This window comes from Labrys sp. ALF-8, assembly GCF_059699065.1.
In genome coordinates, this window is sequence record NZ_AP048541.1 from 231,681 (window position 1) to 255,169 (window position 23,489).

Here is a 23,489-nt window from a genome sequence, read left to right on the forward strand (position 1 = left end):
TGTGGCGCGAAAGTCCGGCTCATAGCATCACGTCGCCGCCATTGGGCGACAGGTTCTGCCCGCAGAAATTGCGGCCGCCGATCTCCGAAGCAAGCAGCAGGGCTGTGGGCGCGATCTCCTCCACCTGGCCGAAGCGGCCTACCGGAAGTTGCGCCATCTTCATCGCTCGCCATTCTTCGGTCAGGCTTGCCAGAATGTCGGTCTCGACCGGACCGGGCGCGATGGCATTGACCATGACGTTGTGAGGCGCGCCTTCATAGCTGAGCGCACGCACGAAGCCGGCAATGCCTGCCTTCGCCGCACAGTAATGGGCGAGCCCCGGGGCGCCCTTGTAGGCAAGCTGCGACGACGTCAGGATGATCCGGCCGTAGTTCCGGGCCACCATGTCCGCGAAGAAGGCATGGGTGACGAGGAAGGTGCCGCGCAGATGGACCCCGATCATGCGGTCCCACTCGGCGACGGTCAGATCGGCAAAGGCCTTGTCGCCGCCGATGCCTGCGCAGTTGACCAGGATGTCGACCGGCCCCAGATGCTCGTCGCACCACGCCTTGGCGCGATTCACCGAACTCTCGGAGGAGACGTCGCATTCGACGACGGATACATCGGCGCCCCTCGCATCGAGGGTTGCGACTAGCTCGGAGGCCTGAGCCTCGCGCTGGAATTGGCCGATGCCGATCTTCGCGCCGTGGGCGGCGAAGAGCTCGACGATGGCGCGTCCGATGCCGCTGTTGCCACCGGTGATGAAAGCCGTTCGGCCGGCGAGCGAAAAAGTCTCCATCAGATCATTTCCTTGTTGGCGGATGCCTGGGCCGACAGCCAATCGGCATAGCTTCGAATACCCTCGGCCAGGTCGTAGCGAGGCGCGTAGCCCAGATCCCGCCTCGCGGCGGTAATGTCGAATTCGTATTGGATGTCGTCGACCGGATCGGCGCCCGTTCCCAGCTCGATATCGGCGTTCGGAAACAGGTCCCGGACGATGCCGGCGATCTCGCCGAGCGTCTTGCAGGTACCGCCCGTGACGGTATAGGCGCGGCGCGGCAGCGCCGGTTTGTCGAAGGCGCCGACAAGGGCGCCGGCAGCGTCCTCGACATGGATGTACTGGCGCTGGAAGTCCCGGCCGAAGGGCGCGCGCGTCGGCCGGCCGGCTTGCGCGTCGGTGATCATGGCGCGGATCATGCAGTCGGTGGTGCGGCGTGGGCCGTAGACCCAGGACAGGCGCAGGCTGGTGCCGTTCAGGCCGTATTGCGATGCATAGGTCGAGACGAGTTGTTCGCCGGCGGCCTTGCTGGCGCCGTAGACGGTCGAGGGATGGAGCGCAACGTCCTCCGGCACCGGGGCAGGCGGGGTTGGACCATAGGCGCTGGTCGACGAGCAGTAGACGAAGCGCCTGGCGCCATGCACGCGGGCGACCTCCAGCATGTTGGCGGTGCCGACGATATTGACCTGGACCATCGAGTACGGATTGTCGCGAGCTACCATCGGGCCCGAATAGGCTCCGCAATGAATGACTCCTTCGATGCCGTCGCGCGCGAGCTCGTGGAGCCGGTGCACGTCGCCAAGATCACATTCCGTCACGAGGCCGAACGTACCGGAACCCGCGACACGGTCGATCGCGATCACCCGCTCGCCACGTTCCTCGAGGATCTGGCGGACCTTGTTGCCGATGAGGCCTGCGGCTCCTGTGACCAGGATGGGTGCTTTGAACGTCATGGGGCGGGGTGCTCCAAGCTGATGCGGTTGAGTCCATCTGTGTCGCTTCCCTCGATCGGCAATTCGGCCGAGAGCAGCATCTTCGTGTAGGGATCCCGCGGCGCGGAGAAGATCCGCTCGGTTTCGCCATATTCAAGAATTCGACCGTGCCGCATGACCGCGACATTGTGCGCGAGCGAGCGAACCGAGTTGAGATCGTGGGTGATGAACAGCGCCGACAGCCCGATCCCGGCCTGCAGTTCGCGCACGAGATCGATGATCTGGGCGCGTACCCTGATGTCGAGCGCCGTGGTGGGTTCGTCGAACACCACGAAGTCGGGACCGGTGGCGAGCGCCCTGGCAATGCCTACGCGCTTCTGCTCGCCCGCCGTGAGCTGGTGGGGGTAGAGCGAGGCAAGGCGGCGCGGCAGATGGACGAGGTCGAGCAGGCGTGCAATCTCGGCGGCGCGCTGCTGGCTGGTAAGCCGGGGCCCGAGCGCCATCGGCTCGCCGATCAGGTCCTGCACCTGCCAGCGTGGATTCAAGGCGACGTAGGGCTCCTGGAAAACCATCTGGAGGCGCTGGCGCAGGCTGCGAAAGCGACCCTCCCGAAGCGCAAGGATCTCGGTGCCGTCGAACATCACCGAGCCCGAGTCGGCGGGAAGCAATTTGAGGAGACATTGCCCCACGGTCGTCTTGCCCGACCCGCTTTCGCCGACGAGCGCCAGGGTCTCGGCCTTGCGCAGCGAGAAGGAGACGCCATCCACCGCACGGACCACCGACTGCCCGCCGTCGACAACGAAGGTCTTGAACAGATTGTCGACCTTGAGGAGGGACGCCTCGGCTTTGGCCGCACCGTCGGCGGCGCGGTCCCTCGGCGTGGGCCGTACCTTGGCGGCCTCGAGAAGTTCCCGGCTGTATCGAAGTTCGGGCCCTTTCATGAAGGCCCGCACGGGCTTGAGCTCGACCAGACGCCCGCCCTGCATGATGCCGACCCGGTCGCAGTAGTGGGAAACGATGCCGAGGTCATGGGTTATGAGCAGGACGCCCAGGCCCAGTTCGCGCCCCTTGCTGACCAAGAGGTCCAGAACCTGAGCCTGGATGGTCGCATCGAGCCCAAGGGTGGCATCGTCGGCGAGGATAAGCTTGGGGCCGGCGATCAGCGCCATGGCGATCACCACGCGCTGCGCCATGCCGCCCGACATTTCATGGGGATAGGCACCCACGCGCTTTTCCGGATTGACGATGCCGACCTGGCGGAACACCTCGATCGTGCGACGCAGCGCCTCGGCCCTGCCGACGTCCTGATGCGCGCGAAGCACACGCATCACCTGGGCGCCGACTGTCGCAACCGGATCGAGCAGGAGCTTGGCGTTGGTGCCGATCAGGGCCACCTCGGCACCCCTCAACTCGCGCTTGCGGGCAGGCGAGAGATCCCGAAGGCGCTGGCCCTCGATCCGTATTTCGCCTCCGGTGATGCGCCCCTGCTCGGGAAGCAGGTCGATGATGGCGCGCGCGAGCAGCGACTTGCCGGCACCGGTCTCACCCACGAGGCCGACGATCTCGTTGCGCCGCAGCACGAAGCTGACACCGTCGAGCGCCGGAGGACCGTCGCCGAACGCGACCTTGAGGTCCTTCACCTCCAGGAGCGGGGTATCGATTTCGGCGCTCACGAGACAGTCTCCGCATTCGGATCGGTTACGGAGCGGACGAAATCCCCCAGCAGGGCGAAGCACAGCACCGACAGCACGATGGCAAGGCCGGGGAAGAGGGCGACCCACCACACGCCCAGGATCATCTGCTGGGCGCCTGTGCTCACCATGAGGCCCCACTCGGGTGTCGGCATCCGCACACCGGCACCGATGAAGGACAGCCCCGCCGTCAACAGGATCGCCATGCCGATGCTGATCGATACCTGCACGATCACCGGTGTCAGGGCATTGGGCAGGATGTGCCGGAACATGATCGACAGGTCGGTGGCCCCGCTGCAGCGCGCGGCGCTGATGAAGGGGCGCTCGCGCAGCGACAGAACCTCGGCGCGGATCAGTCGCGCGAACATCGGAATGAACAGGACCGCGAGCACGATGGCGACGTTCCAGATCTCCTGGCCCAGCACGGATACCAGCGCCATGCCGAGCACGAAGACCGGGAACGACTGGATGAAGTCGAAGAGCCGCATCACGAGCGAACTGAGCGCGGACTTGTAGTAGCCGATGATGAGGCCGATCGGCACGCCGATCACGAAGGCGGCCAGGACGGCCACGATGCTGATCAGCAGGTTGACGCGCGTCGCGAAAACCACGCGCGAGAAGATGTCCATGCCGGACACGTCCGTACCGAACCAATGCGCGGCCGAGGGCGGTTCAAGCGAACTCAGTGGATCGGCATCGATGGGCGAATATGGCGCGATCAGCGGCGCGAACACGATTGCGAGGATCTGCAGGGCCAGCAGCCCCAGACCGATGGCGGCCGCGACGCCAAAATGACGGCGGACGAGCGATGCGAAGGCCTTCATACCTTGATCCTCGGATCTGCGAATTCGTAGAGGATGTCGACCACCATGTAGACCACCAGGATGAAACCGGCCGCGACCAGCACGAAGCCCTGGAGCGCGGGATAGTCGCTGTTGACCACGGCCTGGACCGCATATTGCCCCAGGCCGCCCCAGGCGAAGATGGTTTCGACCAGGACCGCGGCGCCGAGCAGGAAGCCGAACAGGAAGCCGACGAGCGTGATGATCGGCGGCAGGCTGTTGCGCAGCGCGCTCCGCACGATCACGTGTTCGGGCAGGCCGCAAGCGCGGGCGTGACGGATGAAATCGGAGCGGTAGATGTCGCCGAATACGGTCCGCGTCATCTTCATCAACGCGCCGGCATTGACGATGGTCAGGGTCAGGACGGGCAGCGCCAGCCGGCCGGCGGAAGAGGCGAGAGCTTCCCAATTGCCGGTCAGCAGGCTGTCAATCGTGTAGAAGCCGGTGATGCGGGTCGGCGGATTCAGCAGGGCGTCGATGCGGCCGAAGGGTGCGGGGGCGATGCCTGCCAGATAGAACAGGAAGAAGATGAGCAGCAGAGCGACCCAGAAGTCGGGGATGGCACCTGCGGCCAGGCCATAGATACGGCTTGCATAGTCGATGATGCCGCCGCGCCAGACCGTCGCCGCGATGGCGATCGCGACGGCTACGACGACGGTCACGGCCATCGCCCATGTAATCAGTTCGAGCGTCGCGGGCGCACGCTCCATGAGATCGCTCAGCACCGGATTGGAGGTGAAGATGGAGGTGCCGAGGTCGCCGTGAGCGACATTCGCCATGTAATGCAGGAATTGCTGCCAGATGCTGTCGTTCAGGCCGAGGCGTTCGCGCAAACTCTGGAGCGCCTCGGGCGTCGCCATGTTGCCAAGCAGAAGCAGGGCCGGATCGCCAGGCAGCAGCCGGATGAGGACGAAGGTCACCAGCATGACCCCGAACATTTGCGGGAACAGGATGCTGATGCGGGACAGGACGATACGGATCGGGCGCGGTAGGGAGCGCCAGCTTGCAGTAAAGGTCATGGCTTGGGGAAGCTCCACTCGGGCCCGCGCCGACAGGTGCCGGCGCAGACCTATGCTGCCATCAGCCCTCGAAAGGGCGGCCAGACGTCATTCCTTGTAGAAGTCGTACCAGTTGTTGCCGTTCGGCGTGTACCAGGAATAGCCCTTCACGTTGGCACGCGTCGCGAGCTGGTATCCGGGATTCATCAGGAACACCCACGGCGCCTGCTCCATGACGATCTGCTGCACACGATGCATGCCCTCGGTACGCTTCGCCTCGTCGGTCGAGGTCAGCCCTTCGTTGATGAGCTTGTCGACCTCGTCGCTCTTGAAATGCGAGTAGTTTATGAGCGAAGCGCTGTTGAGCCAGAGGTTTGCGACATAGGCGGCGTCGGGCACGATCGCCATGTCGCGGAAGAAGTACATGGGCATCTCGCCCTTGGTATATTTGTCGACCAAGGTCGAGGCCGGCAGCTTCTGGAGTTCGACATCGACGCCGGCCTTGGCGAAGGCGGTCTTCAGGATGAGGGCGATCTCCTCCTCGATCGGCTCGCCGGTGCGATAGCCGAGCTGCGTCTTGAAGCCATCCGGCATGCCGGCTTCCTTCAGCAGTTCCTTCGCCTTGTCGACATCGGTCGTATAGTTGAAATACTGATCCGTGAAGGCAGGATAGATCTCCGAAATCGGGCTCTTGGTCTCCCGCGCCGTCCCGAAGTAGACGGCTTTGAGGATCTGGTCTCGCGGCACCAGGTAGTTCAGCGCCTGGCGTACCTTGACGTTGTCGAAGGGAGGCTTTGCATTGTACATCTCGACCCGATGGATGTAGTTGCCGAATACCTTCCAGATCTTCACCGTGGGCGTCTTTTCGAGGAGGTTCAGCTCACGCGGCACGAGCCATTCGGCGACGTCGACGGAGCCGGCCTGCAGGGCCGCGACGCGGTTCGACGAGGTGGGCATTTCCCGGAAGATGATCCGCTTGAGCTTGGGCGCGCCGCGCCAGTAGTTCGGGTTGGCCTCGTAGTCCACCTCCTGCCCGGGAACATCCTTGACGACCTGATAGGGCGCGAAGGATGCCGAGTGATTGGCGAGCCATTTGGATGCCCATGGATCGTCGGCGGTCACGTGCTTCTTCACCTCGACAGCATCGAGAATACCGAGGTCGTTGTTGACCCACAGCCGGTCCAGCAATGGCGAGGGATGCGGAATGGAGACCTGGACGGTGTAGTCGTCGATCTTCTTGAACGCCTTGTCGTAGTCCTCGACCTTGAGAACCTGCGTCATATACCAATGGAACGTCGCCTTGAGGTTCCAGCCCCTCTGAAACGTCCACATGACGTCGTCGGCGCTGAGCTCATTGCCCACATAGCTCTTCACGCCCTTGCGAAGATGAAAGGTGATCGAGGTCTTGTCGGGGGCGAGATCATAGCTCTCGGCCAGGCCTCCCACGATCTTGCTGAAGTCCTCGACGGTTATGCCGTCCTGGTTCTTCATCGGCGCATAGGCCAGCAGGCGCTCATAGATGTTTCGGCGCGCCTCGTGGCCCGCTTCGGTGGGAGGGTATTCCTGGTCGAGCGATTCCGGGGTGCGCGGCCCGGCGACGATGAGAGTGGTCTTTGCATCCTGCGCCGATGCGGGAGCGTATGGCAGCGCCAGTCCAACAAGTCCGGCGGCCAGACCGATAATGGTAGGCAAAACATGTTGGTCATACCAGTTTGCCCGTTGTGGGCGTGTTTTTTGACCAAATATTGATCCCCGGCCGTTGCTGGTCCGGGCAGTCGCGCCGTGCATCGACATCCGTTATCCCCTCAGAATGGCATAATTTTTTGCATATTCGAGGCGTAGCGGCCTCTTGACCGAAGGGCCAAGCCTCATGAGGGAAAAGCTAATATGGTCAGGCCTGTCTGTCGAGGTGAAGTTTTGGCCAGACCAATGGTTGCAATTTCGGCAGTTGCCCGGCAATTGGTCAGGGACGATATCGATCCGCGCTCGTATCGCCTCATTTGGCCGATCGATCCGTTTGGCCAGTACCTCTGCTACGGCGCACAACTGCGGCCCTGCACACGCCAGCGCCGCGATCGAACGATCCGGCCTGCCCTGTCGGGATGGAGCCTCGTCAATCCGGCTCATGTCGGCAGATGCGTCTGCACGATCCTGCCAAGCGGCCCGCGTCAGGTGAACCCTTTGCGACACGAAGCGCCGCGGCGGCAGTGGGAGCTATCTGGCCCTTCACTGCCCCATTGCGGACAGTTCCTCCTTCGCACGCGTGCTCCAGCGGGCGGCGCTCCTGAGGTACTCGGCTGCCCTGGCTCGGTCAGCCGGATAGCCTCCTCGCCCTTCCGTCATGTCGTGGGCGAGCGCGAGAGCGGCATCTTCGTTGCCCTGGTCGGCCGCGAGCTTGTAGAGCCGTGCCGCTTCAGCCGCATCCTGGGACAGGCCGCCCCTGCCCTCCTCATGGTACCGCCCGAGGTCGTAGAGGCCGAAGCGGTCGCCCGCGTCCGCGGCCTGCTTGAAGAGCCGGGCCGCAAGCTTCTCGTCCTTCGGCAGGCCGTACTGCCCCCGCTCATAGGCGATCGCCGCTTCTTCCCACACGAAGGGATCATCGCCGGCCGTGGCCTGCTGGATCAGGCGCAGCGACTCCTGCGGATTCTTGGCCAGTCCGCCCTTGCCGCGGAAATACATCCTGGCGAGATCGAAGGCCGCCTGCGCGTGATGCAATGCCGCCGCTTTGTGCCAGAGAAGGGCGACGTCGGCCTGCTGGTCCTGGCTCAGGCTCATTGGCAGGCTGAGCGCATAGAGCGCATCTGCGTCACCGGCATCGGCGGCCTGCTTGATGAACCGGACCTGCGCCGTGTTGAGGTCGATCGCGAATGTCGCGTCGGCGAACAGGTTCCTGCGCTGCGAGCCGGCCTCGCGGGCATCGAGTGCCGTCGCCTTCTCAAGCAGGCGCATGGCCTCGCCGATGTCCAGCGGGAAACCATCGTGGCCGCGCCAGTACAAAGCCGCCAGTTCGACCTGCGCGGCGGGATAGTTTTGGTCCACTGCGGCTTTGAAATTCTGTCCGGCCAGCGCCCCCTGGCCCGCCTGCTTCTCGATGTCGCCGCTCGCGGCCTGGGCGCGGCCGAGGTTGAAACGAAGTCGCGGATTGGCGGGATCGGCTGCCAAGGCCTTTTCGCAGGCCGCGATGGCCTCGGCCGGTTGGATCCCGTACAAGCCGACGCCCCCACCGAGTCGATTGGGGTCCGTGGGTGATCCAGCCAGGCGATCGCATTCCGTCGGTTCGCGGCCAAAGGCGGCCCCTGCCATCAGAAATCCGAACAACCCGGCGAAAATCCGTCGACGCCACCGCATTGAGCCAGCCCCTCCCTTTCGCTCCCGGAACGATAGCCGGAATTGTGGCATGGGATATATGCGTTGTGACACTCGCCTGTTGTGTATTTGCCGCCTGAACGGGATGAGGCACCCTCGCCTCATCCCGGCGATCGGCTCAGGCCGCGAGCAACTCGTCGGCGGGGCCGAAGAACTCGTAGTGGATGCGGTCGGATCGCACGCCCGCGAGCGAGAGCGTCGAAACGGCTGCGCGCAGGAAGGGACGCGGCCCGCAGATGTAATAGTCCGCCTCGGCGACCCGGGTATTGGCGAGCAGCCAGTCGTCGGTGATGAGGCCCGCGATGTCGTAGTCGCGTCCCTCGGCCTCGTCGGCGAGCGGCGTCTGGTGGAAGTCGGTGACGCGCACCGCCTTGCCCTTGCGGGCGAGCGCGCGGACATGGTCGCGCATCGCATGTGTGTCGCGATTATGCGTGCCGTGGATGTAGTGCACCGGCACGTCGATGCCGAGGGCTACCAGCGTTTCCAGCATGGCCATCATGGGCGTGAGGCCGACACCGCCGGATAGCAGCACAACCGGTCGTTCGGGCCGATCTGCGAGGAAGAATTCGCCGGCCGGCGCCGCAACCTTGAGGACCGTTCCTGCCGCAGCCTGATCGTGGAGCCACCGCGACACCAGACCGTGGGGCTCGCGCTTCACCGAGATGCGGTAGGATTCTCCATTCGGCGCGCTTGAGATCGAGTAGTTGCGCTTGGCCGGCGGCTGGCCGGGAAGCTCGAACCAGAAGGTGAGGTACTGCCCCGGCCTATGTTCCATGACGCTTTGGCCATCGAGCGGGCGCAGGATGAACGACTTGATGACGCTGCTTTCCGCCACCACCTCCTGGACACGAAAATCGCGCCAGCCGTTCCAGCCGCCCGCCGTCTCCTTCTGCTCGGTGTAGATGCGTCCCTCGCGTGCGATCAGGATATGGGCGAGGAACCAGTAGGCTTCCCCCCAGGCGGCGAGGATATCGTCGGTTGCCGCATCGCCCAGCACGGCCTTGATCGCGCCCAGCAGGGCCTCGGCGACATAGGGATAGTGCTCGGGCAGAATCTGCAGCCCGACATGCTTTTGCGCGATCCGCTCGACGGCGGGCGCAAGCGCGCCCAGATTTTCGATGTTGCTGGCATAGGCGAGGATCGCGCCGGTCAGCGCGCGGGGCTGGGATCCGGCATCGCCATGATGCGACTGGTTGAACAGGTCGCGAATTTCGGGGTTCCTGAACATGCGCGCGTACATTTCGCGCACGATATCCAGACCATGGGCTTCGAGTGCGGGAACGGTGGCCTTGACGAGCGCGATTGTTTGCGCGCTGAGGGGCTGCGACATCGGTATCTCCTGTACATTGACGATCGGTGGAAGACTGGAAACGCGAGATGGCCCGTCAGCCTGCGGCGGACCGCAGCAGGAAGCCCACATTTTCCTTGAAGCCAGCGTTATTGGGAAGCGGGAGCCTTGTGGCCGAAGCTGACAGGCATTTTCCGCCTGCGACGCCTAAGACGCAGCGAGGCGGCGACAGGGTCCCCTGCGCTCGCGGTTGAATGCTGCCATCGGAGCCTCCAAAACATGTATCTTGGATGCATCTATACCAGTGCGATTAAACATGCAACAATAATACATGTTTTGAGAGCGAACCGATGCGACTGACGCGATATACCGATTATGCCATGCGGGTGCTGCTGTATCTGGCCAGAAAGCCGGACAAGCTATGCTCGATCGCCGACATCGCACGCGCCTATGCCATCTCGCAGAATCATCTGATGAAGGTCGTCAACGATCTGGTGAATGCCGGATATCTGGAGAGCGTACGGGGGCGTAATGGGGGCATACGCCTGGCGAGACCAGCCGCCGAGATCAATGTCGGCGCCCTGGTGCGACATACGGAGGACGATTTTGACCTGGTTGGTTGCAGTTCCTGCATCATCGCGCCCGCCTGTGGTCTCACGAGCGTGCTGGACGAGGCACTCAACGCATTCCTGACGACGCTCGATCGATACTCCCTGGCCGACATCGTAGCCCGGAAGGGCGATTTCGGGTACTTGCTGAAAGTGTCCTGAGCCGGGCTGCGCCCGCGCCGGCATCTCTTCCGGCGACGCGAGGATCCGCGTCGCCGGTTTCTAGGTGCTGGCACGTCCCGCGGTTACTTGCCCTGGATCAGCAGACCGAGTGGCTTGAGCGGGCCGACCGGCAGGAATTCATAGGCAAGGAAGCCGCCGGCGGCGAGCGGCAGCGCATCGATGGTCGACCTGGCCTCTTCCACCGACTCGACATTCATCAGGAAGACCACGCCCGGCTTATCCTGAGTGAAAAAGAACTGCTCGATCTTGCCCTCGAGATAGAGTTGCAGGGTGTGAGGAACCTCCGTGGGCATGATCTGCTGCCGATCTTCGTCCGTGATTGGCTTGGCGGCCCTCCCGATAGCAAAGACTTTCATCCGTGATCTCCTGTCTGCTAGTCAGTTTCGACGAGATGGAGACTAGCGGGCGGCTCCCTTTCCTGGTATTGTCGTAAATGCCAACTTTATAGCCATTTACGCCATGCGAATTACGATCCTCGCGCTTGAGGGCCTGTTTGACACGGGGTTGACCGTGGTGCTCGACGCGTTGGCGCTCGCCAATAAATTCTCGGCCCAGCAGATGGGCGGAGCGCCCAATTTCAACGTTTCGATCGTTGGCGTCCGCAGGCAGGTCCGTTCAAGCCAGGGGTTGGGAATACCCGTGCAGGCCATAACGCCCGATCTGAAGCCGGATTGGGTGTTCGTTCCAGCGTTGGCTACCGGCGCTCCAGAGCAACTGGTTCAGGCACTCACGCGGCCGGATGTGAGGAAAGCCAAGGCGCAACTGTTGCAATGGCATGCCGAAGGCGCACAGATCGCGGCATCCTGTATCGGGACGTTCCTTCTGGCGGACAGCGGACTGCTCGATCATCGCGAGGCGACGACGACCTGGTGGCTGGCGCCCTTGTTCCGGCAGCGCTATCCCAATGTCCTGCTCGACGAGTCTCGCATGCTGGTGCCTTCGGACAGGGGCGTTACGGGAGGCGCCGCAATGGGGCATCTCGACCTCGTCCTCTGGTTGATACGGAAGGCGAGCCCCGAACTGGCAGCCCTCGTGTCACGGTACCTGCTTGCGGATATCCGCTCGTTGCAAGCGCCCTACATCATTCCCAATCACCTGGCGCAGGCGGACCCCCTGATCTTGCGCTTCGAGAAATGGGCACGAAACAATCTCAAGGCTGGGTTCTCGTTGCAGGAAGCCGCCAGCGCACTGGCGACGAGCGCGCGCACGCTGCAGCGTCGCTGTGAGGCGATACTCGGTAAATCGCCGCTTTCCTACTTCCAGGATCTTCGCGTCGAGCGGGCGCAATCTCTTCTCCATGGCAGCGGTCTAGACCTCGACGCCATTGCCGCGGAGGTCGGCTACGTCGACGGAGCTACGTTGCGAACGCTTTTGCGTGAACGCTTGGGAAGGGGCGTACGCGAGCTTCGCGCGGACCTGCGCTGACGGCCCGTTTGCCCCCGAGAGGAACTCGCAAAGCAAACTTTCGGTGGTCCCGCGCGACACGGAGACCAGAGGAGTCGAGGGCTGCGGGCGGATTGACAAAACAAGCTCGAACACGGCGGCTCGGCAATCTCGCTTTGGCGAGGTGTCATTGGGGATCGGCGGCTGCGCCTTCGGGCGGCAGGCTCCCGCAAACGCGGTGAGGCCGACCGCAGGCTGGGAAGTTCCATCCCTACCGCGCCACGCCCCGGCCGGGAGTTCGCATTTGCTGCGACAGCTACAGGTCGGGGCCACTCGGCTTCCGGGGAGTGTTTCTGTCAGCAGCAGGTCTTCGTAGGGCGCACTGCGAGGGCAATGTCGCGGAGACATCGCCCTTCGCCAGACTTTGGCGCCGGATCGGGCCGTTGCGCACCTGGTGCTCGACTAGCTCGAGCCGGCCTCAGTTCGGTTACTGCACGACCTGCACGATACGGTGGGTGCCGGGATCGACAAGAACGACCTCGTCATTCACGTAAGCGTATCGATAGGTGACATGCCCATACTCGGCGGGCACCTCGTAATATTGGATCCCCTCAGCCGGGAGGACCGCACCGACTGCAACCGGCTGGTCGTACCTGTAGACCTGGGGTTGCTGCTCGATGACATATTGCTTGAAGCGCGGCTTTTCCTTGATGCCGATGAGACCGTTGATACCGCCCGTTATGGCACCGACCGCGCCCCCCACGACGCCGCCGACGGGTCCTGCGGCATCATTGCCTTGTTCCGCGCCATTCTTCGCTCCCGGCAACACGCCTTGCGCGAAGCCGGCGGTCGGTGCCGCGACACAAAGCGCGAAGGCCGTCGCGATAAGAAGTGATTTCGTAGTCATGGCGATCTCCAATCGTTTCGGACTGTTCCCTTGGGAGGAATCTTGAAGAAAACGGAGCAAATCAGCCAATGTTCCTCCGAGAGAAATTTTGTCGGTTTCACGAATTAATAAGAGTTGTTACAAGCATATGAATCGATTAATCTAAGAATTTGGTAGAAATGATATAAACAAACCCGCCCTTCGACTGCGAGGGGCGGGTTTTTCACGTCACGACTGGCCTGACAGGCGAGTCGCTAGAACTCGACCCAACTGCCACCCTGCCAATAACCGCGACCCTCATGTTCGCGCCAGCGGTATCTGTCACGGTCCCTCCAGCGCCAGTTGTCAGGATGGATCACGAGTTTGAATCCGGGCCTGTATTCATAATGCTGCCTGACGTGCCAGCAGTCCCCGTCCCCCCGTCCTCGTTGCATACGATGCGTGCCGAGGCGTTGTTCGAAGCAAGCGCCATGGCGCCAATGCCCAGCAGTGCTGTCACGGATAGATTTCTCAACAACATCCGAAATCCATCCAGAGATCACGCTGAAGCCAGCGACGTTCGTTCCGGCAAATCCGTATCCTGGGTCGAAGAAGATCATTGCTTTGGCTTCTCCGCGGATGGTCATTCTGATCGACGAGGAAGTCGTAGCTCTGAATGGCCGACACCTCGGTGCCGATGGTGTCCGGCATTCGGCGTCCCAGGAAGGGATTGGGGAACTCACAGCTGGGTGATTGACCTGCGAAAAGATCACGCAGAGCGCTGCCGCTGCATAGCCGGGGGCGCAACCAAGTGGAAGTCAGCGACCGCCCTCCCCGTCGTCTTGCCGTCACTCGTCGGAAGGGGCTCGCCAGGGAGGTTTGCCCTCGGAGCGGGCGAGCCCCAACCAACGGGAAATGGCCCGAAACGGTGGGGAGCTTGCAGGGTGTCGGAACCATTGCGGTTCTGCAAGCTCCCCTGACGGGAGCGCTATGGTGGCCCTTCAACTTCCTTCTGGATCAAACTGAACGGCCGGATGGGAATGCCGGTGTCGAGTTGAAGCGAGGGGATGCCCTCTCAAACATCGGGTTTCCCAGTCACAGGCGCCTACCTGTCGCAGAAGTAACGTCTCGTGGACGATCGGGTTCCATTTCGCGGCTTTCCTGGAGCCAACGCTGGATTGTCACCAGACTATCCTGCCCGATTCCGCGGATGATCTTAAGGTTCAACCTCGAGACTTCCCGCCGGATGGGATGCCAGTTGTTAGGCCGTGGGCCTTGATCCGGATGAAGCGATTCCCAGAGGGCGTTGAGGATCCGAGTCGTATCGCGACTGCTGCGACTGAAGTTTGAGATATCCATGGAATCAGTGGGAGCCCGCTCGGTTGGAGGACAAAGCGGGCTCCCCTGACGAACAGTATCTGCTCGGCCTCGCCATCGACCTTCGCAGAGGGCGCGTCGGGAGACGAACCATGGTGTGTCGGGAGTGGGTAATCGGGGGCCTCTCCCGGCGCATCCAGCAACAGTTGGCTGCCCGCATGCCAAAGAACCGCGAAGTCGCCATTTGGTTCCCTGGTGGGGAACCAAACGTTAGCCGGGGTTAGCGATCCCTCGGTTCTTCGTCCTCCTCCTCCTGTTCCTCGGCCCCGGGAGAGACGAAGTCCAGGCTGTCGTCGGCTAAGAGTTTTTCCTTGCTCAACAGGCCCGCGTCCTCGAGGGCCTCGATGTCCGGCAACTCGCGAAGGGTCTGGAAGCCAAAATGGCTGAGGAAAGCGGGTGTGGTGACATAGGTATAGGGGGCGCCCGGCTGGGGACTTCGCGGACCGGCCGCGACGAAGCCGTCGCCGCGCAGGGCAGCGATCAGGTCGCGGCTGATCTCGCGACCGAACATCCTGCTGAGTTCGCCGCGCGTCACCGGCTGGAAATACCCGATGGCCAGCAAGACCGTCGCCTCGATCGGCGTCAGTTCAGCGCGCGGTGGACCGGCGAGCATGCTCGTCTGGATGGCGGTGGCAAAAGCCGGCCGTGTGCGGTGCTGCCAGCCGCCCGCCACCGCGACGAGATCGTACGGACGATCGGCGAGTTCGGCCCGGATATCATCGATCAGCAGGTCGAGATTGCAGCTCTCTCCCACGACCCCGACGAGATCCTCACGCCTGACCGGTTTGGACGAAGCGAAGATCACCGCCTCCACCCGCCCCATCCATTGCCGCCAGCGCAGCTGCGGGGGCAAGTCGGCAAGATCACGGTCGAAAACGGGAGTGGCCCTGGGCTTGCGCATGCTAGAGCCCGTAGAGCCGGAAGCTCGGCCGGCCGCTGAGTTCGCGCACGCCGCCAAGCGACACCAGCCGATCGAACAGGCGCCTGAGCGCGCGATCGCTCATCGCCGCCGATGCCGAAGCCGGCGCCAGCGCGTCCTCCTCCAGCACGGCGGCGACGACCGCTTGTGCACCCCTTGCCCGGAGCTTCGGCACGGCTGCCTGCAGGGCGGTGGCGCGACGGGCAAGGTCGGCAGCGAGATCGAGCGCACCGGCTGCGGCAAGCGCATAGGCAGCAGCCATCGTCGCCGGCCAGGTCCCCTCCCCCACGCGGGGCCGGCGGCGCGGTTCGCCGCGCCGCAGGATCGGGTGGTGGATCTGGGTTGTCAGCAACGGCACCGGTATCGGCCAGCCCATCCTGGCGGCAAGGGTGAAATCGGCGAGAAGGAGGATGAGGATCTCGCCGTCGTGCGGCAGCACGGCTGCCAGGGCTTGCGTCAATTCAATGGCAGCCCGAAGCGGCAGGACCTCTTCGCGCATGGTCCCATCGAGAAGGCGGGCGATCTCCCCTGCCCTGCTCTTCAGATCCAGGCCGAGAACCATCGCCATGGCCTCGAAGTCGGCCTCGATCCGGCCGGTACGGGATCGGGCGAAGCGATGCCAAAGCCCGAGGATCGCGCCGCCTGGCCCTGGCGCATCGCCTGCCTTGCGCAGGCACCAGGCGTCGCGCAGCTGGGCTTCGTCCTCGCGCCGGCCCAGCAGGCGGGTACTTGCCGCAGCCGCGGCCAGCGCCAGGCGCTGGCGCCAGACGCCTGCGAACGCAGGTTCGGAGCGCACAAAGCCATCGAGCGCGGCCAGGCTGACGCCGGCAGCGAAGATCGCGTCGGCTTCTTCCGGCAGGCGGGCCCTGATCCTGCCCCAGGCTGGAACGGGACGAATGGGCTGTGTTGCTGCTGGCATCGTCCTTGTCGCTGGCATGGGCGCCAACCTAAACCCGGGCGGCGCTTTGAGCCAGTCGAGGGCTCCTTAACCGCCGCAGTTGCCTGTGTATAAAATGGTGTCGGGGATATCGCTGCTTTCGCTGCCCGAGAGTTGCGAAGCTCTCCACGGCGGCATTCTCGGCCGCAACGTCAGGGATGAATAGTGCGGCGGCCCCTGCCCTGGAAAGGGAACTTCGTCTCCCCGCCGCAGTTGTGACGCCGAAACGGGCATCGTCCAACGAGGCAGCCGCCGGTTGTGGTGGGTTGCAGTCGCGTACGCCGCCGAGGGGGGAATACCATGAAGAAAGAAGATTTTCTTCGTATCGCCGGCCTCTTCGAGGAACTCGATGAACTGGAGATGGCTTTGAGGGAAATACGTCAGGCGCCGGAGTTCCGCCTGACCTACACGACCGGTTCTAACCGGCCGGTCGAGCGCATATTGAGGCCTCAGATCACTATAATCCTCGTATCGGGCCTGGAGAACATCCTGACGAGGGAGATTTCTCGCACCAGGTCGGCCTTGCGGGACTACGGAGTCGAGTTCGAGGACGGAGCTGTCGCCTAGCGCGCTGCACACCCTGCAAGGTCGCCTCGGCCTGAACACTTCGCAGAAGGAATGATGACATGACGAAATCGCTCGAAAAGGGAGATGCCGTCAGCTGGAAAAGTCACGGCGGCAAGGCCCATGGCAGGGTGGTCGGGGAAATTACCCGTCCCGCGTCGATCAAGGGCCACAAAGTGGCGGCTTCCGGGGACAATCCCGAATTTATCGTCGAGACCGAACAGGGTAAGCGGGCCGCCCACAAGCCTGCCGCGCTGACCCGCGACAAGGATCGGCGCAACCGATAGGACCGGCGCTTTATTCGTCACTGGGAATGATAGGTGGCGGCGAGGCCTTGTTTTTGTCATCAAGCACTGCCTTGGTCGCGGCATCGAGCGGGGCGGCTGCCGGCGGAAATTCTCCCATCTGCGGCTTCGAGCCGTCCGGTTTCTTCACATCCTCACCGAATTGCGGATCAGGCGGGATTTCTGGCTTGCGGGCTGACGCGTGGGGCATCGGCAGTTCCTCCAGTGGAATGGTTGACAACCGCGGAACAGACAAATTGTTGCAGCGTCCCGTGCGGGATGCTGCAGGGCGATGCCTCTACAGGCCCAGTTCTTCAGTCGATTTGCCGACATGATCCGCCATCGTCGCTCCGCGATCGCCCAGCGGCTTTGCCGGCCCCTCGGTTGAATCTCGGGAGGTCTGATGCTCGGTCTCCGCGTCGACGGCGGCACCGAGAAGACTGACGAAGATGGAGATCCAGCACCAGGTCATGAAGGCGACGATCGCACCGAGCGAGCCATAGAGGCGGTTATAGCTGTTGAATTCCGCCACATACCAGGAGAAGGCCATGGAGACTCCAACCCATGCTATGGCAGCCGCCGCGCTTCCCGGCGTAATCCAACGCCATTTCGCATCGGTCCGGCTCGGCCCGATGCGGTAAGTGATCGACAGCACGGCCATGACGATCACCAGCAGGATAGGCCAGCGCAGATACTGCAGGGTCGTGTCCGTGGTCGTGTTCAGGCCGACGAGGGCCGCGATCAAAGGAAACAGCAGGAAGCCGGAGAGAGCGAGGATGATGAATAGGATCGTTCCGAACGTCGTCGCCAACGTCGTGGCGTAGACAGCGAGGATGCTGCGCTTTTCTTTCTCCCCATAAACCACGTTCAGCGCGTCGAAAAAGGCACTGACGCCGGAGTTGGCGCTCCAGAGACTGACGATCAGGGCGAATGCCACGGCCAGGCTCAAGGTGCCGTTGCTCTTGATGGCGACACCCAATATCTGGGCGCGGATGAGATCGAGAATGTTGGCCGGCAGCACCCCGTTCAGAAGGCGCAGGTGATCGACGATGGTGCCGATATCCGCGAAAAGCCCATACAGCGACACGAGTGCCGCGATCCCCGGGAATATCGACAGTATCGCAAAGAAGGCCACTCCGCCTGACAGTGTCAGCAGCCTGTTCTGCGGTATGGAGAGTACGACCCGCGCGCCTATATCCTTCCACCCCTTGGAGGGGATGTCCGCCGGCGCATTCGCGTTGCGACCCCGGCCGGGCTCGCGCGCACGCGCCAGATCCTGGGACAATGTCGGCGCCGACGCCGTCCTCTGGACCTGTGCCTGCCAGTCGTCGCCGTCTTTGATGGTTTCGGCCATGAAACACTCACGGACTTTTGGCTTGTCAACAGGCCGAACGGCCCGGAAGTTCCAAGGCCGGCAGAGCCCGATCGAGGCGTGTCAAGTGAATGCGCGCGGCACCGGCCTTGATGGCGGGAGGTCCAGCGAAAGTCGTGCCGGCCGGTCGGAGCGGCACTTACCTTTGCGAGCGCCTTGGTGTCGAGCGGATCTGCCTTTCGATCTTCTCCGCGTCGGCCCGTGTGGCCAGATTGAAGACCACCATGCTGAGATCCGTCCGGCCGTCGACCGCAAAGGCCGAGTATTCGAAGGCAAGCGGGCCGAGAATCGGATGGCGTATGTGCTTGAGCGCGTCGCCATGCATGCCGCGAACGTCGTTGTCGCTCCACATGGCCCTGAACTCGGGGCTAAGCCGGCAGAGTTCCTCAACCAGAGGCGCCACCTCCGTTGCGGCGCCTGCCCGCGCCGCGTCTATACGGAACGCGCCCACCACGTGGCGCGCCACGCTCTCCCAGTCATATTGCGCGGCACGAGCACTGGGGTCGAGGAAGAGGATGCGCAGCGCGTTGCGCTCTTGCGGCGGCAAGGCGCCGTAGTCGCCGAGCATCACGGTGGCGGCCCGATTCCAGGCAACCACGTTCCAGGTCGCCGTGCGAATGAATGCGGGGCTCGGGTCCAGCGCGTCGAGGACGCGCTGCAGGCGCGGTGTCACGCCCTCGTTCTCCTGGTAGCGCGCCTCGGGCGGGCGCCCGAGGCCGAGCAGGAAAAGATGTTCGCGCTCGACCTCAGTCAGCATCAGGGCGCGCGCAATCCGGTCGAGCACGTCGGCCGAGGGCGCGCCGCCGCGTCCCTGTTCGAGCCAGGTGTACCAGGCCGGGCTGATATTGGCGCGTTGCGCCACTTCCTCGCGACGCAAGCCCGGTGTGCGTCGGCGCTCCGACGGAAAGCCGAACGCCGCCGGATCGAGCTTCATGCGCCGGTCCCGGAGGTAGGTGCCGAGCAGGTTTTCGGCAGTCAGCTGCTCGCTCATCCTGTTAGTCATCTTACCATGATAACATCACTACTTTACCAGAATAACGCTTGGGTCGAGATTTGTCTCCAACGAAACCTGGAGACTTGTTCATGCGTGTTTTCGTCACCGGCGCGACCGGATTCATTGGAACTCCCGTTGTCAGGGAATTGATAGCGGCCGGACATGACGTCCTTGGCCTGGCCCGTTCGGACGAGGGGGCTAAGGTGTTGGCCTCGATCGGCGCGCAGGTGCAGCGAGGTTCGCTCGAAGACGTCGAAAGCCTGCGTGAAGGAGCGGCCACTTCGGATGCCGTCATCCACCTGGCCTTCATCCACGATTGGTCGAACTTTGCCGAGAATTGCGAGATCGATCGCCGGGCCATCGAAGCCGTGGGTACGGTTCTCGCCAACACCGGCAAGCTCCTGATCGTCACCGCGGGGACGGCGGGATTGGCCGGGCCGGGCCAGACTGCGACCGAACATGACGAGGTGCCGCCGGATTTTCCCTATCCCCGTGTCTCGGAACAGACGGCTCTTTCATTGAAGGATGTGAGGGCGTCGGTCATGCGCCTTCCCCAGGTCCATGACACCACCAGGCAAGGCCTTCTCACTTATGCCGTTGCCCTGGCGCGCGAGAAGGGCCTGTCGGCCTATGTGGGCGAGGGGCGCAACCGCTGGGCGGCGGCCCATATCTCGGATGTCGCGCACCTCTACAGGCTCGCGCTGGAAAAGAACGAGGCGGGCGCCAAATATCACGCGGTGGCCGAGGAAGGCGTGCCGATGCGCGATATCGCAGAAGCCATCGGCCGTAGCCTGGACGTGCCGGCGAAGTCCATGACGCCGGAGGAAGCATCGGCTCATTTCGGTTGGCTGGCCATGTTCGCAAGCCACGACCTGCTGGCATCGAGCGAGAAGACACGAAAGGACCTGGGCTGGAAGCCCACCGGGCCTGGACTGATCGCGGATCTCGAACACCTGCAGGTGTCCTGATGGGTGAAGCTCGCGCAGCAGCCACAGGCATGGTGCGTCCGGGGCCTCGCGGAGGATCGTTCGCCTATCGCGAACCCCGGGTTAGCGAAAGAAAGCTTGGAAAGCCGGTATCAGTCATGCGACGCACGGGAGAACAAGCATAGGCGTGAGTATGGAGGCGGGCTGTGGGCAGATCGATGGATGTGGCGCCGAATTCCGGCATGAACGCGACTCCCGCAAGCGGCATCCATCACGTCACCCTCATTACGCGGAGGGTGCAGGCGAATGTCGATTTCTATGTGGGTTTCCTGGGCCTACGCCTCATCAAGCGCACCGGCGGCTATGAAGATGGCGAGCAGCTTCATCTCTTCTACGGCGATGCCGCGGGCTCGCCCGGCTCCATCATCACCTTCCTGGTGTGGGAGGATGGTGCCGCCGGCCGCGTCGGCAATGGCCAGGTTTCGGAAGTGGCTTTCGCGGTGCCGCCGGCCAGCATCGGTGACTGGATGACCAGGGCCCTGAGCCGCGGCGTGCCCGTCACGGGGCCATCGCAGGAGTTCGGGGAATCGGTGCTCCGGCTCAAGGATCCCGATGGCGTCATCGTGAAGCTGGTGGGCGTGGATCTTCCCGCCGCAAACCCATGGGGCGACGAAGCGATCGCGCCGCGGCGGCTTCGCGCGGTCACCATCCTGACGGACATGCCCGAAGAGACGGCAGCTTTCGTCGGGCGCTTCGGCTACCGGGCCGGGTCGCGCTGGGAAAATGTCCGGCGGATGGTCTCCGACACGGACGTAGTGGATATCCGCGATGCGTCGGGATATGTCCCGGGCGTTCCCGGCACGGGTACGGCGGACCACGTGGCATTCCGCGCCGCGGATGTGTCGGCCATACGCAACGTGCAAGCCGAACTGACCGGGCTCAACTCGTCTCCCACCAGCTTTCACGACCGGCAGTATTTCACCTCTCTCTATGTCCGCGAGCCCGGCGGCACGCTGTTCGAGCTTGCCACGGACGGCCCTGGCTTTGCCATCGACGAGGAGCCCGGTCATCTGGGCGAAACGCTGTTCGTGCCGCCGCACGACGAGGACAGGCGCGAGGATCTGAAGGTGATGCTGCCGCAGTTCGCCATGCCTGGCGAGGAGAGGATGCCCATGCGGGACCTGCCCTTCATCCATCGCTTTCACACGCCCTCGGACCCAGACGGCAGCACGGTCGTGCTTCTCCACGGGACCGGCGGGAACGAGGCCGACCTGATGCCTCTGGCGCATCGCATGGCGCCTCGCGCCATGCTGCTCGGCGTGCGCGGGCGCAGCCACGAGGAAGGCATCGCGCGTTGGTTCCGGCGCCTGACCATGACGACCTTCGACCAGGCCGACATCCGGTCGGAAGCCGCTGCCTTTGCGGCCTTTGTGGAGGGCGCGATCGCAGGCTATGGGTTGGATCCCGAGCACATGACCTTCCTGGGCTATTCCAATGGCGCCAACTTTGCGGCGGCAGCGATGGGCTTGTATCCCGGCATCATCCGCCGAGCGATCCTGCTGCGGGCGATGCCGGTGCTGGAGGCGTTGCCGCAAGCCGATCTCGCGGGCACGAAGGTTCTGGCACTGAGCGGCGCGCGCGATCCCTTCGGCCAATATGCCGACGGGCTGGAAGGCTGGCTCCGGCAATCCGGCGCGGTTCTGGATGCTCGCGTCATCGAAGCCGGCCACGAACTTGCGTCTGGCGACGTGTCGATCGGGCGGGCGTGGCTCGGCAGCTTCGATGAAGGGTACCAAACCTGAGATCGACATCCGCAAGGAAGTGCCCGAAGGCCTGGCCAGGCGGGAGTGCGTCGCGGCTATAAGCTTGGCCGTTCTATCCGTCATTTCGGCGAACACGTTTGAAGCCACCACGCGCCAGTCACCCCATCCAGGATGATTAAAGGGCGAGGCGCGGTCGTATTCGCGGTGGAGGAATGCGCGGCAACGGCTTGCGCACGGCAGGGGCTCTCGCTGCCGATATGTCCGCCGGACTTCGACCCCCGGGACTTTCTTCGCTTCAAAAACGAACGCAATCCCTCCTGTGCGCCAAGAGGGATTGCGTGCCTTACGTTTTTCTTGCCTTACGTTTTGTTCGCGTCAGGCCAGGGGCTTGAGGCCTGCCTCGATCGAAGCCCGACGTCCTTCGAGGAAGGGCGGGAGGGACAGGCGTTCGCCCAGGCTCGCCAGCGGTTCGTCGACGGTGAAACCGGGGCCGTCCGTGGCGATCTCGAACAGATTGCCGCCGGGCTCGCGGAAGTAGAGCGAGCGGAAATAGTAGCGCTCAACCTCGCCCGAACTCGGTACGCCGAATTGCGAGAGACGTTCGGCCCAGTCACGGATCGCCGCGACGTCCGGCGTGCGGAACGCGACGTGGTGAACGGCTCCCGCGCCCTGGCGCGCGGTCGGCAGGTTTGGCTGGACGGCGACATGGAGTTCAGCGGCGGCGCCGCCCTCGCCCATGCGGTAGACATGGACGCGGCCCTCGCCATCGGGAGAAGCATAGTCCCGCTCCTCCTTCATGTTGAGGACACGGGTAAGCAGTGCGTCCGTCGCATCCTTCTTCGGCGCCGAGATGGTTATCGGCCCAAGTCCCCGGATCTGGTGATCTGCGGGAACGCTGCTTCCACTCCAGGGATGAAGTTCCCCCGCGCCGCCGTCGTCCACGAGCCGGAAACGCTGGCCCTCGGGGTCTTCGAAATCGAGGCTGGCACGTCCGTCCACGAGACTGACGTCGCCGGTCGTCGTGCCGGCGTCACGCAGGCGCGCGGCCCAGAAATTGAGACTGTCCTCGCCCGAGATGCGCAGGCCCGTGCGGCTGATCGAATGGGTTCCGCGGCGCTCCCGCGTGACCGGCCAGTCGAAGAAGGTCAGATCGGTGCCGGGCGTGGCTTCGCCGTCCGCGTAGAAGAGATGATAGGCGCTGGTATCATCTTGGTTGACGGTCTTCTTGACCAACCGAAGGCCGAGCGTGTCGGTATAGAACCGCTTGTTCCCCGGCGCATTGGCGGTGATCGCGGTCAGATGATGAATGCCGGTAAGCTGCATGGTGGCTCTCCCAAGTTTGCGTTCAGGAACTGAGTTCCAGGAACTGCACTGACCGCAATATCGACCCAGCCGGCCGGGTGGTGAAGGCCGGGTCTGCCGGATACGGCGTTCGAAATC

Annotated in this window: 22 protein-coding genes; 6 read left to right on the top strand and 16 right to left on the bottom strand. The window is 63.6% G+C overall.

Annotated features, from left to right (window positions below; translation table 11 throughout):
* Nucleotides 1–19: 19 nt before the first annotated feature.
* From AC6H34_RS32030 to hmpA, 8 genes are all read right to left on the bottom strand, one after another.
* The gene (locus AC6H34_RS32030) at nt 20–778 is read right to left on the bottom strand and encodes an SDR family NAD(P)-dependent oxidoreductase (RefSeq protein ID WP_497541710.1); all 759 of its coding nucleotides are present in this window, start codon (nt 776–778) and stop codon (nt 20–22) included.
* Nucleotides 778–1,710 carry an NAD-dependent epimerase/dehydratase family protein gene (locus tag AC6H34_RS32035; protein WP_497541711.1) on the bottom strand — a complete coding sequence of 311 codons (933 nt, stop codon included), beginning with the start codon at nt 1,708–1,710 and terminating at the stop codon, nt 778–780. The genes AC6H34_RS32030 and AC6H34_RS32035 overlap by 1 nt, the downstream gene beginning before the upstream one ends.
* Nucleotides 1,707–3,362, bottom strand: coding sequence for an ATP-binding cassette domain-containing protein (locus AC6H34_RS32040; protein WP_497541712.1), 1,656 nt, complete (start codon nt 3,360–3,362; stop codon nt 1,707–1,709). Before AC6H34_RS32040 ends, AC6H34_RS32035 begins: the two co-directional genes overlap by 4 nt.
* Entirely contained in the window at nt 3,359–4,204 is an 846-nt protein-coding gene (locus AC6H34_RS32045; protein ID WP_497541713.1) for an ABC transporter permease, read from the bottom strand. Before AC6H34_RS32045 ends, AC6H34_RS32040 begins: the two co-directional genes overlap by 4 nt.
* Complete coding sequence (locus AC6H34_RS32050) at nt 4,201–5,241, bottom strand: ABC transporter permease (RefSeq protein WP_497541714.1); 1,041 nt, start codon at nt 5,239–5,241, stop codon at nt 4,201–4,203. The genes AC6H34_RS32045 and AC6H34_RS32050 overlap by 4 nt, the downstream gene beginning before the upstream one ends.
* A gap of 87 nt (nt 5,242–5,328) precedes the next feature.
* A complete protein-coding gene (locus tag AC6H34_RS32055; RefSeq protein ID WP_497541715.1) occupies nt 5,329–6,912 on the bottom strand; it encodes an ABC transporter substrate-binding protein in 1,584 nt (527 codons plus the stop codon).
* A gap of 534 nt (nt 6,913–7,446) precedes the next feature.
* Nucleotides 7,447–8,523 carry a tetratricopeptide repeat protein gene (locus AC6H34_RS32060; RefSeq protein ID WP_497541716.1) on the bottom strand — a complete coding sequence of 359 codons (1,077 nt, stop codon included), beginning with the start codon at nt 8,521–8,523 and terminating at the stop codon, nt 7,447–7,449.
* A gap of 181 nt (nt 8,524–8,704) precedes the next feature.
* A complete protein-coding gene (gene hmpA / locus AC6H34_RS32065) occupies nt 8,705–9,916 on the bottom strand; it encodes an NO-inducible flavohemoprotein (protein ID WP_497541717.1) in 1,212 nt (403 codons plus the stop codon).
* A 308-nt stretch (nt 9,917–10,224) separates the two neighbouring features.
* Here hmpA and AC6H34_RS32070 point away from each other — a divergent pair, with 308 nt between their 5' ends.
* Nucleotides 10,225–10,644 carry an RrF2 family transcriptional regulator gene (locus AC6H34_RS32070; protein WP_497541718.1) on the top strand — a complete coding sequence of 140 codons (420 nt, stop codon included), beginning with the start codon at nt 10,225–10,227 and terminating at the stop codon, nt 10,642–10,644.
* Between the two features lie 83 nt (nt 10,645–10,727).
* On the opposite strand, the gene AC6H34_RS32075 is transcribed toward AC6H34_RS32070, so the two are convergent.
* Entirely contained in the window at nt 10,728–11,021 is a 294-nt protein-coding gene (locus AC6H34_RS32075) for a hypothetical protein (protein WP_497541719.1), read from the bottom strand.
* 103 nt (nt 11,022–11,124) lie between these two features.
* Between AC6H34_RS32075 and AC6H34_RS32080 the strand changes: the two genes are divergently transcribed.
* Nucleotides 11,125–12,090 carry a GlxA family transcriptional regulator gene (locus AC6H34_RS32080; RefSeq protein WP_497541720.1) on the top strand — a complete coding sequence of 322 codons (966 nt, stop codon included), beginning with the start codon at nt 11,125–11,127 and terminating at the stop codon, nt 12,088–12,090.
* A 445-nt stretch (nt 12,091–12,535) separates the two neighbouring features.
* Here AC6H34_RS32080 and AC6H34_RS32085 read toward each other — a convergent pair whose 3' ends face one another.
* The 3 genes from AC6H34_RS32085 to AC6H34_RS32095 all read right to left on the bottom strand — a co-directional run bounded on the left by AC6H34_RS32085 (nt 12,536) and on the right by AC6H34_RS32095 (nt 16,128).
* Entirely contained in the window at nt 12,536–12,955 is a 420-nt protein-coding gene (locus AC6H34_RS32085; protein ID WP_497541469.1) for a DUF1236 domain-containing protein, read from the bottom strand.
* Between the two features lie 1,555 nt (nt 12,956–14,510).
* Nucleotides 14,511–15,191 carry an SMC-Scp complex subunit ScpB gene (gene scpB / locus AC6H34_RS32090; RefSeq protein ID WP_497541721.1) on the bottom strand — a complete coding sequence of 227 codons (681 nt, stop codon included), beginning with the start codon at nt 15,189–15,191 and terminating at the stop codon, nt 14,511–14,513.
* A 1-nt stretch (nt 15,192) separates the two neighbouring features.
* Nucleotides 15,193–16,128, bottom strand: coding sequence for a DUF1403 family protein (locus AC6H34_RS32095; protein ID WP_497541722.1), 936 nt, complete (start codon nt 16,126–16,128; stop codon nt 15,193–15,195).
* A 318-nt stretch (nt 16,129–16,446) separates the two neighbouring features.
* Here AC6H34_RS32095 and AC6H34_RS32100 point away from each other — a divergent pair, with 318 nt between their 5' ends.
* On the top strand, nt 16,447–16,713 hold the full coding sequence (locus AC6H34_RS32100; protein ID WP_497541723.1) for a hypothetical protein: 267 nt from the start codon (nt 16,447–16,449) through the stop codon (nt 16,711–16,713).
* A gap of 59 nt (nt 16,714–16,772) precedes the next feature.
* Nucleotides 16,773–16,997 (top strand): hypervirulence associated TUDOR domain-containing protein, encoded by a 225-nt coding sequence (locus AC6H34_RS32105; protein WP_497541724.1) that lies wholly within the window; start codon nt 16,773–16,775, stop codon nt 16,995–16,997.
* Nucleotides 16,998–17,007: 10 nt separating this feature from the next.
* Here the strand turns inward: AC6H34_RS32105 and AC6H34_RS32110 are convergent, their stop codons facing one another.
* The 3 genes from AC6H34_RS32110 to AC6H34_RS32120 form a co-directional block, all read right to left on the bottom strand.
* On the bottom strand, nt 17,008–17,250 hold the full coding sequence (locus AC6H34_RS32110; RefSeq protein ID WP_497541725.1) for a hypothetical protein: 243 nt from the start codon (nt 17,248–17,250) through the stop codon (nt 17,008–17,010).
* Nucleotides 17,251–17,292: 42 nt separating this feature from the next.
* A complete protein-coding gene (locus tag AC6H34_RS32115; RefSeq protein WP_497541726.1) occupies nt 17,293–18,348 on the bottom strand; it encodes a YihY/virulence factor BrkB family protein in 1,056 nt (351 codons plus the stop codon).
* Nucleotides 18,349–18,505: 157 nt separating this feature from the next.
* Nucleotides 18,506–19,357, bottom strand: coding sequence for a helix-turn-helix transcriptional regulator (locus AC6H34_RS32120; protein ID WP_497541727.1), 852 nt, complete (start codon nt 19,355–19,357; stop codon nt 18,506–18,508).
* 92 nt (nt 19,358–19,449) lie between these two features.
* Here AC6H34_RS32120 and AC6H34_RS32125 point away from each other — a divergent pair, with 92 nt between their 5' ends.
* Both AC6H34_RS32125 and AC6H34_RS32130 read left to right on the top strand, forming a co-directional pair.
* Complete coding sequence (locus tag AC6H34_RS32125; protein WP_497541728.1) at nt 19,450–20,328, top strand: SDR family oxidoreductase; 879 nt, start codon at nt 19,450–19,452, stop codon at nt 20,326–20,328.
* 200 nt (nt 20,329–20,528) lie between these two features.
* The gene (locus AC6H34_RS32130; RefSeq protein WP_497541729.1) at nt 20,529–22,088 is read left to right on the top strand and encodes a VOC family protein; all 1,560 of its coding nucleotides are present in this window, start codon (nt 20,529–20,531) and stop codon (nt 22,086–22,088) included.
* A gap of 336 nt (nt 22,089–22,424) precedes the next feature.
* On the opposite strand, the gene AC6H34_RS32135 is transcribed toward AC6H34_RS32130, so the two are convergent.
* On the bottom strand, nt 22,425–23,372 hold the full coding sequence (locus AC6H34_RS32135; RefSeq protein WP_497541730.1) for a ring-cleaving dioxygenase: 948 nt from the start codon (nt 23,370–23,372) through the stop codon (nt 22,425–22,427).
* Nucleotides 23,373–23,489 lie beyond the last annotated feature (117 nt).